Annotated in this window: 10 protein-coding genes; 4 read left to right on the forward strand and 6 right to left on the reverse strand. The window is 71.3% G+C overall.

Features of this window, described 5'->3' with window-relative positions; genetic code table 11:
* From GSY69_RS06715 to ybaK, 3 genes are all read left to right on the forward strand, one after another.
* The coding region (locus GSY69_RS06715; RefSeq protein WP_160953105.1) for an integrase core domain-containing protein at nt 1-561 on the forward strand (561 nt) is incomplete at its 5' end.
* A 117-nt stretch (nt 562-678) separates the two neighbouring features.
* Nucleotides 679-1,062 (forward strand): metallopeptidase family protein, encoded by a 384-nt coding sequence (locus tag GSY69_RS06720; protein ID WP_160953106.1) that lies wholly within the window; start codon nt 679-681, stop codon nt 1,060-1,062.
* Nucleotides 1,063-1,357: 295 nt separating this feature from the next.
* Nucleotides 1,358-1,858 (forward strand): Cys-tRNA(Pro) deacylase, encoded by a 501-nt coding sequence (ybaK, locus tag GSY69_RS06725; RefSeq protein WP_160953107.1) that lies wholly within the window; start codon nt 1,358-1,360, stop codon nt 1,856-1,858.
* Nucleotides 1,859-2,053: 195 nt separating this feature from the next.
* Here the strand turns inward: ybaK and GSY69_RS06730 are convergent, their stop codons facing one another.
* On the reverse strand, nt 2,054-2,680 hold the full coding sequence (locus GSY69_RS06730) for a YigZ family protein (RefSeq protein WP_160953108.1): 627 nt from the start codon (nt 2,678-2,680) through the stop codon (nt 2,054-2,056).
* Nucleotides 2,681-2,985: 305 nt separating this feature from the next.
* On the opposite strand from GSY69_RS06730, the gene GSY69_RS06735 reads away from it, so the two are divergent.
* A complete protein-coding gene (locus GSY69_RS06735; protein WP_160953109.1) occupies nt 2,986-4,344 on the forward strand; it encodes an aspartate aminotransferase family protein in 1,359 nt (452 codons plus the stop codon).
* A gap of 808 nt (nt 4,345-5,152) precedes the next feature.
* Here GSY69_RS06735 and GSY69_RS06740 read toward each other — a convergent pair.
* The 5 genes from GSY69_RS06740 to GSY69_RS06760 form a co-directional block, all read right to left on the reverse strand.
* The gene (locus GSY69_RS06740; protein WP_160953110.1) at nt 5,153-6,406 is read right to left on the reverse strand and encodes a M20 family metallo-hydrolase; all 1,254 of its coding nucleotides are present in this window, start codon (nt 6,404-6,406) and stop codon (nt 5,153-5,155) included.
* A gap of 431 nt (nt 6,407-6,837) precedes the next feature.
* A complete protein-coding gene (locus GSY69_RS06745) occupies nt 6,838-8,469 on the reverse strand; it encodes an amidohydrolase (protein WP_160953111.1) in 1,632 nt (543 codons plus the stop codon).
* Between the two features lie 378 nt (nt 8,470-8,847).
* Nucleotides 8,848-10,518 carry a thiamine pyrophosphate-dependent enzyme gene (locus GSY69_RS06750; RefSeq protein WP_160953112.1) on the reverse strand — a complete coding sequence of 557 codons (1,671 nt, stop codon included), beginning with the start codon at nt 10,516-10,518 and terminating at the stop codon, nt 8,848-8,850.
* 213 nt (nt 10,519-10,731) lie between these two features.
* Nucleotides 10,732-12,057, reverse strand: coding sequence for an MFS transporter (locus tag GSY69_RS06755; protein ID WP_268526187.1), 1,326 nt, complete (start codon nt 12,055-12,057; stop codon nt 10,732-10,734).
* Between the two features lie 329 nt (nt 12,058-12,386).
* Nucleotides 12,387-13,196 carry an amino acid ABC transporter ATP-binding protein gene (locus GSY69_RS06760; protein WP_160953114.1) on the reverse strand — a complete coding sequence of 270 codons (810 nt, stop codon included), beginning with the start codon at nt 13,194-13,196 and terminating at the stop codon, nt 12,387-12,389.
* Nucleotides 13,197-13,198 lie beyond the last annotated feature (2 nt).

A 13,198-nucleotide genomic window follows, 5' to 3' on the forward strand; every position in this document is an offset into this window, starting at 1 on the left:
TTCGGGAACATCCCCGATGGCGGTGGCTGGCGCTACGTGGGCCGCCGCCAAGGAGAGAAGAACCGTTCCGCCACCCCCGACAAGCCGAAGAACAAGTGGCGCGATCCCAAGCTCGGGTACGCCTTCATCCACACCGTGATCGACGATCACTCACGAGTGGCGTACTCCGAGGCCCACGACGACGAGACCGCCACCACTGCGGTCGCTGTGCTGCACCGTGCGGTCGAGTGGTTCACCGATCGTGGCGTCACTGTCGAACGAGTCTTATCAGACAATGGCGGTGCCTACCGCTCGCACCTGTGGCGCGACACCTGCGAGGCGCTGTCCATCACCCCGAAGTGGACCCGCCCCTACCGGCCGCAAACCAACGGCAAGGTCGAACGCTTCCATCGCACAATGGCCGACGGATGGGCTTACGCTCGCTGCTACACCAGTGAGCAGGAGCGTCGCGACGCACTCACTGACTGGCTCCACCAGTACAACCACCACCGGCCGCACACGGCCTGCGACTACCAGCCGCCCATCTCCCGATTGACCAACGTCCCCGGTCAGTACACCTAGAGGCCCGCGCCCCGGCCGCGACGGGCCCGTTCTGAGCAGCCTCGTATTTCGGTCCCCTCTCGAGGAGAGCGGCCTTTTAAACAGAGCGGCCTTTTAGACTGGGGCGATGGAGGGCACATGGAAACGGTAGGCGACGAGTCGGCTGGGGGCGGGGCGTTCGCTGGGGACGGAGTCTTCGACGGACTCGTCGAGGAGGCGATGGCGGCGCTGCCCGCCGAGGTGACCGAGCGCCTCGACAACGTCGCCTTCTTCATCGCCGACGATCCGCCGCCGGAGGCGCCGAGCATCCTGGGACTCTACGAGGGCATCGCCCTCACCGAGCGCGACGCGGCTTACGGATTCGTGCCCCCGGACACCATCACGCTGTTCAAGAACCCGCTCATCGCGTGCGCGCGGGACGAAGACGAGCTCTACGAGCAGATCTACATCACGATCGTCCACGAGGTCGCCCACCATCACGGCATCGACGATGACGAGCTCCACGAGCTGGGCTGGGGGTGAGGCGGGGGTGCCCCTTGCGGCTGCCGCGCGCGGTCCTTCGCGCCCGTGCGCGGTAGCGGCAAGTGGTCGGTCGCGCCCGTGCGCCGTCAGGTGGCTCCCGAGCGGTGAAGTGGGGTAGGCCAGGCGATATCGGTGCCGGTGTGACCCGCGCGACCTCTCAGTTGGCCTCGCCGCCCGCCTCTCCCTTACCCTTGGAGCAATTGCAGTCCGTCCACCCCCCCCAAGACCCGCTCGTCGAAGCACCGCCCCGGCCCCGCCGCCGCAGCTTCCCCGGGCAGGAGGCACGTCAGTCCACATGTCGATAGCAGCTCGTTCGCACACCGCATCCACTCCCGCACTGCGTGTGCTCAACCTGGCCGGCGTCGAATACAGCGTCTTCGAATTCGAGCACGATCCCAACGTCCGCCGCTATGGCACGGAGGTCTCGGAAAAGCTCGGGATCGCCTCCGACCGCGTGTTCAAGACGCTCATGATCCTCGTCGACGGCGAGCCCATCACCGCCCTCGTCCCCGTCTCCGGGCAGCTCGACCTCAAGGCTCTCGCTACCGCGATCGGCGGCAAGAAGGCGCAGCTGGCCGGCATCGCCGAAACGGAGCGCCGCACCGGCTACCAGACCGGCGGGGTCAGCCCGTTCGGCCAGCGCCGCACCTCGCCGGTCGTCATCGACCGCACCGCGCAGGACCACGAGACGGTCTACATCTCCGGCGGGCGGCGCGGCCTGGAGATCGAGATGCGCCCGGACGACCTGGCCATGCTCACCGACGCCCGGATCGCGAAGATCGCCGCCATCGACTGATCGCTGCTGCCCTGTTGGGGTGCTGCACAGACTCTTCACCTGATCGGCCCTGCCCGGGCGGGTGAAGACTTTTCGAGCGCAATCGCAGTGTTGCCGTGCAGAAGTCTTCACCGGATTGCGGCCGCGCCATCGCGTGGAGACTTCGCGCAGCACCCCCTCGGCCGCCCCGCTGCAGGCACCGCTACGCGCTCAGCGCTACAGGTACTCCGGCGCGCCCCGCTCCGGTGCCGCGCGGCCCCCGCTGAGGTCGGCGAGGAGGGCCAGCAGTGCCTCCGCCTCGGCCTCCGGAGCGCCCAGGCGCAGGCGCACCGCGGCATCGTAGTCCGCGCTCAGCACCCGCCACCCCTGCTGCTCGACGCGCGCCTTGACCTGCTCGGCGAGGCCGTAGTCGAACTCCGCGGCGACCGGGACGACGAGCTCGCGGGTGTCGATGCGCAGCCGGTCGGCCGCGTGGGCCGCGGCCCCGCCGTACGCGCGCACCAGACCGCCGGCTCCCAGCAGCGTGCCGCCGAAGTAGCGGGTCACTACCGCCACGACATCCGTGAGCTCCCGGCCGGCGAGCACCTCGAGGATGGGCGCTCCCGCGGTGCCGGCGGGTTCGCCGTCGTCGCTGAAGCGCTGCGTCTGGCCGCGCGGGTCCAGCACGAACGCCATGCAGTGGTGGCGGGCCTTCGGGTGAGCGGCGCGCTGCTCGTCGACGATTGCGCGCGCAGCGGACTCCGATTCCGCGTGCGCCACCCGGGCGATGAAGCGGGAGCGCTTGACCTCGATCTCCGCCACCGCCTCCCCACGGGGCGTGCGGTAGCTGGCAGCCTCGGACATGCCAGCCACCCTACGCGGTCGCACGTGCGATGAGCGCGCGGCGGCCGACGGGGTGAGCGCGGGCAGCCGGCGGGGTGACCACCGAACCGCCGGCGCGAGGAGCGCGCACCGGCCAGCGCCTCGGCGGCGTGTGGGTGCCCGTGTCCGCACTGCGGCCGTGGCCCGAGCGGGCAGTGCCCGTCCCCTACGATGGGGGCACCGCAGCGGTGCACGCGCAATCCGCCGTGGCGGGCCCGCCGGACAGCGCAGTTCGACGGGAACGCGCCCCATGACCACCAGACTTCGCACATTGTGGAAGGACGACAGTGACCAACTTCAGCGAGTCCGAACTCGACGACATCCGAGCCGAATCCGCCCGCGCCTACGAGCTGGACCGCGCGCACGTGTTCCACTCGTGGTCCGCGCAGAAGCAGCTCACCCCCATGACGATCTCGCGCGCCCAGGGCTCGCGGGTCTACGACGGGGAGGGCCGCGAATACCTCGACTTCTCCTCGCAGCTGGTGAACACGAACATCGGCCACCAGCACCCCAAGGTCGTGCAGGCGATCAAGGACCAGGCCGACATCCTCACGACCATCAACCCGGCCCACGTGAATGCGGCCCGCTCGGAGGCCGCGCGGCTCGTCACCGAGCGCCTGCCCGAGGGCCTCGACCACGTGTTCTTCACGAACGGCGGTGCGGAGGCCAACGAGCACGCCATCCGCATGGCCCGCCTCTACACCGGCCGGCACAAGGTGCTCTCCCGCTACCGCAGCTACCACGGCGGCACGAACCTCACGATCAACGTCACCGGCGACCCCCGCCGCGTGCCCAACGACCACGGCGATTCGGGTGTCGTCCACTTCTTCGGGCCCTTCCTCTACCGCTCCGAGTTCGCCGCCCAGACCGAGGCGGAGGAGACGGAGCGCGCGCTGCACCACCTGCGCCGGACGATCGAGCTCGAGGGCCCCGCCACGATCGCCGCCATCGTGCTCGAGACCATCCCGGGCACTGCCGGGATCATGGTGCCCAGCCCCGAGTACGTGCAGGGCGTGCGCGCGCTGTGCGATGAGTTCGGCATCGTCTACATCGCCGACGAGGTGATGGCCGGCTTCGGCCGCACCGGCACCTGGTTCGCGTTCGAGCAGGCCGGCATCGTGCCGGACATCGTCACCTTCGCCAAGGGCGTGAACTCCGGTTATGTGCCGCTGGGTGGCGTCGTCATGAACAATGCGATCTATGACCGCTTCGCCGACTCCCCCTACCCCGGCGGCCTCACGTACTCCGGCCACCCGCTGGCCACCGCGTCGGCCGTGGCGACGATCAACGCGATGGCCGAGGAGGGCATCGTCGAGAACGCCGCGAAGCTGGGCGAGGAGATCGTCAAGCCCCGCCTCGAGAAGATCATGGCGAACTCCAAGCACGTGGGCGAGGTGCGCGGCGTCGGCATGTTCTGGGCGATCGAGCTCGTTGAGGACAAGGACTCCCGCGAGCCGCTCGCACCGTACGGCGGCGGGTCCGAGGCGATGACGGACATCGTCGGCAAGCTCAAGGCCGGCGGGGTGCTGCCGTTCGTCAACTTCAACCGACTGCACATCGTGCCGCCGCTCAACATCACGGCCGAAGACCTCAACGCGGGCCTCGACGTCTACGAAGAGGTGCTGACGAACGCCGACTACAGCTGAGCGCTGAGCGGCATGGTCCCCTGAGCGGGCACGGCGTGGCTTCGCGTCCCTGAGCGGGCACGGGCCCCTGAGAGGCACTGCGCGGCTTCGCGCCCGTGAGCGGTGCGGCACCGCTTCCGCCTCGCAGCCCGCCGCGCCCTGCACTCGCTACGCCGAGCGGTCATTGTCGTACGGAATCTCCTGAGGAGACCGAACGACAATGACCGCTCAGCTGTTTTCCCGGGGTGGAGTGGGGCGCGGGATTTGCGAGGTGGGGGTGGGGGATGTGCGAGGCGTCCGTGCCGGTGGCATGTGCCCGGGGCGCCCTGGGGTCCGTGAGTGGTCGTTCCTGTTCGGTTCCGCGCTCTCGGACCCTACGAGAGTGACCGCTCGGTGCCCGCTTCGGTGGTACCGCTGCTGAGGTGGGGGTGGGGGAAGAACCGCGTTCGGCGGCTGTTCCCGTGGCTTGGCCCGGTGGCGCTGCGCGAGGCTGTGAGCGGTCGTTCCTGTTCGGTTCCGCGCTCTCGGACCCTACGAGAGTGACCGCTTGGTGCCCGCTTCGGTGGTACCGCTGCCGAGGCGCGGGGAGGCGGAGAACCGCATGAGGCGGCCGTGCCGGTGGCTTGGCCCGGTGGCGCCCCGCAGGTCTGTGAGTGGTCGTTCCTGTTCGGTTCGGCACCCTCGGACCGTATGGGAGTGACCGGTCGGGCTACTGCCTCTGAGCGAGAGGTCAGTCCTGTGCGGTCTGCGGGCGCTTCACCGCACGGGACTGACCACTCGACCGCCGCCGGGCGTGCCAGCGGCCGCACCACCGGCGGAAACCCGGCTGCTACTCGTCCAGCGCGCCGTCGAGGAGGCGGGTCGCGACCTCGGTGAAGAGGTTGACGCCGGCGCACATATCCTCGTCCTTCGTATACTCGCCCTCGTTGTGGCTGATGCCATCCACGCTCGGCACGAACAGCATGACGGAGGGCACAATGTCCTTCATGTTCGTGGAGTCGTGCCCGGCCACCGTCATGATGGGCCGGTGGCTGAGGCCCAGGTCCTCGGCCACCCGCCGGGAGAGCTCCACGCCGCGCGGGTCGTAGGGCAGCAGGTCCCACTGGTGGGCGGTGTCCTCCTCGATGCGCACGGCGGCGAGCTCCTCGATCTTGCGCATCCGCTCGCGCAGCCTGGCGTCGGCCGCCTCGACCAGGGCGGAGTCCGGGGAGCGCATGTCCAGGTGCAGGCGGGCCTCGCGCGGCACCACGACCGGCGAGTTCGGCAGCACCACGAGCTGCCCCACGGAGGTGTGGATGCCGAACTCGTCGGCGATCTCGCGGGCCAGCACCACGAGGTGGGAGGCGCCCAGCAGCGCGTCGTGGCGGTCGGAGATGATCGTGGAGCCGGTGTGCGCCTGGTCGCCGTGGACGATGAGGTGGTACTTCTTCGCCGCCCACGTCGCCTCGACCAGCCCGATCGCCACGCCCTCCTCGTCGAGGATGCGGCCCTGCTCGATGTGGATCTCCGCATACGCGGCGGCCTGCGGGCCATCGCCGGAGCCCAGGAAGCCGCCGTCCTCCAGCGCCTCGGCCACGCTGACGCCTGCCAAGTCCTCCGTCTTGAGCACCGTGTCCGCGTCGAGCTTGCCCGTGTAGACCCCGGAGCCCATCATGGAGGGCTCGAACCGGGAGCCCTCCTCGTTGAACCAGTTGACCACGGCGATGTTGTACTGCGGCACGTGCCCGGACTCGTCGCAGGCCCGCTTGATGCGCCAGGCGGCCTCGGCGGCGGCGATCACACCGTAGGCACCGTCGAACTTCCCGCCCAGCGGCTGGGAGTCCATGTGCGAGCCCAGCAGCACGTAGGGTGCGCCCGGGGTCCACTCGAACGTGCCGAACTGGTTGCCCACGCGGTCGATGTCCACGCTGAACCCGCGCTCCTCCAGCCATCCGCTCAGCCAGCGGCGCTGCTCGACGTCCGGCTGCGTCATCGCCTCGCGGTCCACGCCGCCGCGCGGCGTCTCGCCGAAGGCCGACATCGTCGCGAAGTCGGTGAGCAGCTCCGAATCCAGCTGCTCCTGTGGTGTGTCTGCGAATCCCATGGCCGCCCGTCCTTTACGCCAGTGCCGCCCGCGGCGGCCTGGCATTGTCGAAAACCGTGTCTCTGCCATTATCTGCGCATCACCCGCACCCGAGGCGCCTCGGGCGCCCGCAGAATCCGGGCTGCCGCTCACCGGCCCGCCGCGCACGGGGAACCCGCTCACGCGCGGCACCCGCTCATGAACAGCCCGCCCAAGCGGCAGCCTCTCAAACGCGGCCCCCGCTCGCCTGCGCCAGAGCCCGGCCCGCACAGCCCGGACCAGGGCCGGCCCGCACAGCCCCCACAGGGGCCGGCCCGCACAACCCCCACCGGAACCGGCCCGCACAACCCCCATCGGACCCGGCCTGACCAGTGGCACCCGTATCCCTGCCGCCGGACCGCCGGAGCGCGCCGCGTCGCCCAACAGCGCCGTCGCCCTACACCACCCTCGCCCTACAGTGCCGAGTGCGTGAACTCCCCGCCGCGCAGCGTCGCGCGGACCTCGATGTCGCGGATGGCCTCCGGATCCACCTGCGTGGGATCGGCGCCCAGCACCACCATGTCGGCGAGCTTGCCGGCGCTCAGCGTGCCCTTCGAGTCGAGCTGGCCCGAGGCCTCGGCGGCGACGCACGTGTAGGCGCGCACCGCCTCGAGCGGGGAGATGCACTCCTCGGGCACGCCGAACACGCCGCCGGAGCGGGTGCGGCGGTCCACGAACGCCTGGATCCCGCGCAGCGCGTTGCCGTCCGCACACGGCCGGTCGGAGGAGCCGGCGAGCATGACACCCCCGTCGACGAACGACTTGCCGCGGTAGAGCATCCTCACGCGGTCATCGCCCAGCGAGCGATTCATGCCGTCGCCGATCGCGTCGGCGAACGCCGCCTGCGGCGTCACCGCGATCCCGTAGTGCGCGAGCTTGGCCAGCGCGGCGTCGGAGACCATGCCGGCGTGCTCGATGCGGCTGGGGATCGCGTGGCGGCCATAGCGGTCGATCGCGTCGCCGATGTTCTTCACCGCCTCGTCCACGGCCAGGTCGCCGATCGCGTGCACCGCAACGGACCAGCCCGAGCGGTAGGCGTCGAGCGTCTGGCGGCGCAGCACCTCAGGGTCCTCCTGGAGGTAGCCAGGGTGGTCGCGGCCGGCGTAGTTGGCGTGCATCGCCGCCGTCTCGCCGGACATCGCGCCGTCCATGAAGATCTTCGTGGGGCCGATGGAGATGTCATCGTCGCCGAAGCCCGTGACGACGCCCAGGTCCAGGCCCAGCCCGAAGTCGTCCGCGCTGTTCGCCGCGACCTCGTGGAGCGCATAGATCGAGGGCATGAGCTGGGCGCGCACGCGCAGCCTGCCCTGTGCGAGCGCCCGCATGTAGGCGGTCACCTCGATGGGGGAGTGGCCGATCCAGCCGCCGCTGATCCCCGCCTCTCCGATGCTCGTGATGCCCTCCTTCGCGTACTGCGCGGTGGCGCGGTCCAGGCAGTCGACGATCGTGTCCGCGGAATAGGGCTTGATGAGGTCCTGCACGGCCTGCTGGGCGGTCTCCTCGATGAGGCCGGTGGGCCTGCCGTGCTCGTCGCGCACGACCTTGCCGCCGGCGGGGTCCGTGTAGCCGGGCTCCAGCATCCCGGCCATCTCCAGCGCCTTCGTGTTCACGATCGCGGCGTGCCCGCTGACCTGGCGCATGAACAGCGGCCGACCGCCCGTGATGCGGTCGAGCACCTGGATGTCAGGGTATGCGTTGTCGTAGTCCTGCTGCGAGAACCCGGTGGCCTCCACCCACTCGCCCTCGCCGGCGGCCCGCGCGCCCTGTTCGAGCGCGGCGTAGACGGCGTCCATGCCCCCGGGCAGGGCCTCGACGTCCACGCTGGCCAGCGTCAGCCCGAACCACGTCGTGTGGCAGTGGACATCGTTGAAGCCCGGCAGCACGGCGGCCCCGTCGAGGTCGACCGTCTGCCTCGCGCTCAGGCCGTCGAGCTCCTCATCGAAGCCGACGAGCCGGCCCTGCCACACCCCGATCCGGGCGGCGGTGGGACGGGAGTCGTCGAGGGTGAGCGCGCGGGCGTTGGTGAGCAGGAGGTCGAGTTCCACGGCGATCGGGGCCTTTCGTGTAAGGGAGCGGTGGTGGAGCGGAGAGCGGCTGGCGGATGCTGGCCGCGGGGTGGCGCGGGGTCAGTCGGTCGGGCGGGGAGGCGGCGCTGGGAGGTGGAGGTGGAAACGGGCGGTCGGAATGCGTGTGCGCGGCCTCGGGCCCCGTAATCCCGGCCCCGTAATCCCGGGCGCGTAACCCCGGGCCCCGTAACCCTGGGCCCCGGCTCCGCAACCCCGGGTCCGCAATCCCGCACCCCGTAGCCCCGGGCCCGTCGGGCGGTGAGCGCGGGCAGCGCCCGCGCGGCGGCGATGCGCGCCCGCCGTGCCCGCACAGCGCCTCCCCGGCGCGCACCCCATACGTAGCGACCACCGCGGCGCTCAGCGCCGCGTGGTGCGCACCTCGGGGTCGACGATCGCGTGGACGATTGCGGGTCCCGGGTAGTCGAGCGCCTGGGCGAACGCGTCGCGGAAGTCCGCGGTGCGCTCCACGCGGATGCCGAACCCGCCGAATGCCCGTGCGTACTCCGCGAAGTCCGGGTTCTGCAGGCCGGTGCCGGACGGGCGGTTCGGGTACTCGCGCTCCTGGTGGCCCACGATGGTGCCGTAGACGGAGTTGTCGTCGACGATGATCGTGATGTCCAGGCCGTGCGCCACGGCGGTCGCGAACTCCTGCCCGTTCATCATGAAGCAGCCGTCGCCGGCGATAGAGAACACCTTGCGGTCGGGGAAAACCAGCGCCGCGGCAACCGCGGCGGGCACCCCGAAGCCCATGGCGCCGTTGCGCGGGCCCAGCAGCGAGGCGGGCCCGTGGGTGGGCAGGTAGCGCGAGGCCCAGCCGGAGTGGTTGCCGGCGCCGTAGGCGATGACCGCATCGTCCGGCAGCAGCTCCCGGACGGAGGCGAACGCGACGTCGAGGTCGAGGTAGCCCTCCCGGGCGCGGTCGTCCGACGGCGTCTGGCGCCAGGCCGTGTAGGCCGAGCGGGTCTCCCGCACCCAGGCGGGCAGCTCGGCCGTGCGCGCGGGGCGCCCGGCCACGGCGGCCGCGAAGTCGGGCGTGCGGGCGACGACCTGCATGTCGAGCGGCCCCGTGTGCTGGCGCAGCTCCGCGTCGGGGTTGACGACGATCGTGTGCGCGGGCTCCATGCCGCGTTCGAAGCCGTTGGTCATGACGTCGGCGCGCGCGCAGCCCAGGAACACCTGCAGGTCCGCCCGGGCCAGCGCCTCGGCGGTGCCGGGCCAGGAGCCGTAGCCTGCGGCCCCCAGGTAGGCGGGGCAGTCGTGGTCGATGCCGTCGGTGGCGCGGAAGTCCGCGATGATCCCCATGCCCTGGCCCTGCGCCCAGGCGGCGATCGCCGCGGATCCCTCGTCGGTCCAGCCCTCGCCGCCCACCACGAGCAGCGGGCGCTCGGCGCGCGCCGCGGCGTCCTCGATCGCCGCGAGCTGGTGATCCGAGACGGGGGTGGCCGCCAGCGGCAGCGGCGGGACGGTCCGCCCGGAGGTCGGGGCGAGCAGCGTCTCCTCCGGCAGGCCGATGATGACGGGCCCCGGGCGCCCGGAGGTCGCGATGTGGAAGGCGCGGGCGACGAGGTCCGCGGCCTCACCCGGGCTGTCGAGGGTGAAGACCCGCTTGGCCGTCGTGCCGAACCAGCCCTCGAGCGAGAACTCCTGGAACGCCTCGTGCCCGCGCATGGTCTCCGGGATGAGGCCCACGAGCACGATGAGCGGCGTCGCGTCCTGGAACGCGGTGTGGACCGCGATCATCGTGTTCGCCGCCCCGGGCCCGCGGGTCACGGCGGCGACGCCGGGCAGCCCGGTGAGGCGGCCCTCCGCGACGGCCATGTTGCCCACGCCGCCCTCCTGGCGGCACACGACGGTCTGGATCTGCGAGTCGTAGAGCCCGTCCAGCACGTCCAGGTAGGACTCGCCGGGCACGCAGTAGACGCGCTCGACGCCCTGGCGCTCGAGCTGGCGGACGATGAGGTGGCCCGCGGAGCACCCGGGCTCTGCGGCGGGGACGGGTTCAGAGCGGCCATCGGTCTGAGTTCTCATGTGCTCACCCTAGCCCGCACCGGCCGCGCGCAGGCAGGCGCTCGCAGAGCAGACCGCGCCCGAGGCGCGGGCCAGGGAGATCCTGGCCTGCACCTCGGGCGCGGGGCTGGCTGTGCCGCCTGGAGGCGCGAGTGCCACCGGGATGGCGGCACCGCCGGCCGGGGCGAGGGCAGCCGAGGCGCCGGCGCGGTCGACGGGCGCCGGCGCCGCCGGTCAGTGGCGGTAGCCGGGCACGTCGATGCTGAGCCGCGGGGCGAGCACCGAGCACACGGCGGTGATGCCGGCGATGACGACGAGCATGATCGGGGCGGGCCACCAGGCGTCGCCGGCCATGTGCTGGAAGGCCGTGGCGAGCATGGGGATGAAGCCGGCGAAGATCGCGGAGATGTTCGCGCACAGGCTCACGCCCGACAGGCGGTAGTGGGCTGGGAAGAGCGCGGTGAGCAGGGCGCCGTTGACGGCGTAGGGGATCGACAGGCAGCACACGCCGATCGTCATGCCGAGGATGACGAGCAGCGGCTGCTTCGTGTCGACCATGAGGAAGATGGGGAACGCGACGAGGACCGTGGCGATGCCGCCGAACGTGGAGACCTTCGCCGCGCCCCAGCGCTCGCCCAGGCGGCCGAAGAAGACGATGATGAGGATCTCGCACGCCGCGGCGACGAGCGTGGCGCCCAGCATGAGGCTGTTCGACAGGCCCAGCGTGTTCTTGCCGTAGGAGACGACGAACGTCGTGACGAGGAAGAAGCCGCCCAGGCCCACGAAGTTCGTGCCGAAGCCCACGATGACCTGCAGCCAGGAGTGCTTGAGCACCTGGACGATGGGGGCGGCGGCCTTCTCGTGCTCGGCCTCGATCTCCTGGAAGACCGGGGTCTCCTCGAGCTTGCTGCGCACATAGACGGCGACGAGCAGCAGCGGCAGGGCCAGCAGGAACGGGATGCGCCAGCCCCACGAGTCGAATGCGCCGGGCTGGGTGATGAGCAGGCCGACGAGGAAGAACCCGCCGGAGGACAGGAGCGTGCCGATCGGGGAGCCGATCTGCGGGTAGGCGGCGTAGCGGGCGCGCTTCTCCGCCGGCGCGGACTCGACGGCGGCGGTCACGGCCCCGCCCCATTCGCCGCCCACGGCCAGGCCCTGGCAGATGCGCAGGACGACGAGGAGGACGGGTGCGGCCACGCCGATCGTCGCGTAGTTCGGCAGCACGCCGATGAGGCCGGTGGTGATGCCGATGCCGACGATCGTGATCATGAGGACCGTCTTGCGGCCCACCCGGTCGCCCAGGTGGCCGAAGATGAGCCCGCCGATGGGCCGGGCCACGAAGCCCACCGCCATCGTCGCGAATGACGACAGCGAGGCGAGGAACGGGTCGCCCTTGTCGAAGAACTGGACGTTGAACACGAGCGCGGAGGCGGTCGTGAAGAGGAAGAAGTCGTACCACTCCATCGCGGTGCCGACGAGGGCCGCGGTGGCGGCGGTGCGCGCCGTCTTCTCGTCCGCGACGAACGCGGGCGCGGGCTTGTCAAGGCGGGGGCTGGTCACGGGGTCTCCTGTGATCGGTGCCGCGCGGCGGCCGCTGCGTGTGCGGGCGCCGCGCGCCGGGGTGGGGCGGCGGACGTGCATCGGGTGGACCTGCGCGACTCTACGCGCATTCCGCCCGCGATGTGATGTCGGACTCACCAGCGGGACGGGTGCGGGCGGCGAGTGCGGGCCACGGGGCCGGCCGGAGCGCTGGGACGGGCACGGGCCGGTCGCCGCAGAGCAGAGCCGGGTCGCCTGAGTGCTCGGTGGCTGCAAGGCCAGGCGGCCGCAGTGCCGGGGGTATCCGTGCCAGGCGGCCGAAGCACCGGGAGACTCAGAGCCCGCCCGCCTCAGAGCCCGCCGGGGTGGAGCACGCGGGAGAGGAACGTCTGCGTGCGCTGGTGCTGCGGGTTGCGGATGACCTCGCTGGGCGGGCCCTGCTCGACGACGACCCCGCCGTCCATGAACACGACCTTGTCCGCGACCTCGCTGGCGAACGCCATCTCGTGGGTCACGACGATCATCGTCATGCCGGCCTGGGCGAGCTCGCGCATGACGCGCAGCACATCGCCCACCGTCTCCGGGTCGAGGGCGGAGGTGGGCTCGTCGAAGAGCATGAGCGCGGGCTCCATGGCCAGCGCCCGGGCGATCGCGACGCGCTGCTGCTGGCCGCCGGAGAGCTGGTCCGGGTAGCGGTCCGCCAGCTCGCCCAGGCCCACCATGTCGAGGCGGTCCTGGGAGATCCGGTTGGCCTCGCCGGTCTCGCGGCCCAGCACGCGGCGCTGGGCGATCGAGCAGTTCTCCAGGGCGGTGAGCTGGGGGAACAGGTTGAAGTGCTGGAAGACCATGCCCACGTGCCGGCGCATGACGTCGAGGTCCGTGTCCGGGTCCGTGGCGGTGTAGCCGGCGACTTCGATCGTTCCGGCGTTCGCCTTCTCCAGGACGTTGATGCAGCGCAGCAGCGTGGACTTGCCGGAGCCGGAGGGGCCGATGAGGCACACGACCTCGCCCGGGGCCACCGTCAGGTCGATGCCCTTGAGCACCTCGACGTCGCCGTAGGACTTGTGCAGGTCGGTGATCGTCACGTCCTCGGCGTGGATGTCCTCGGCGTGGAGGTCCGGGGCGCCTGCGGTGCGCCGGCGCGGGGTGGAATCGGCCATGG

This window comes from Brevibacterium rongguiense (genome assembly GCF_009857845.1).
Lineage (GTDB): Bacteria > Actinomycetota > Actinomycetes > Actinomycetales > Brevibacteriaceae > Brevibacterium > Brevibacterium rongguiense.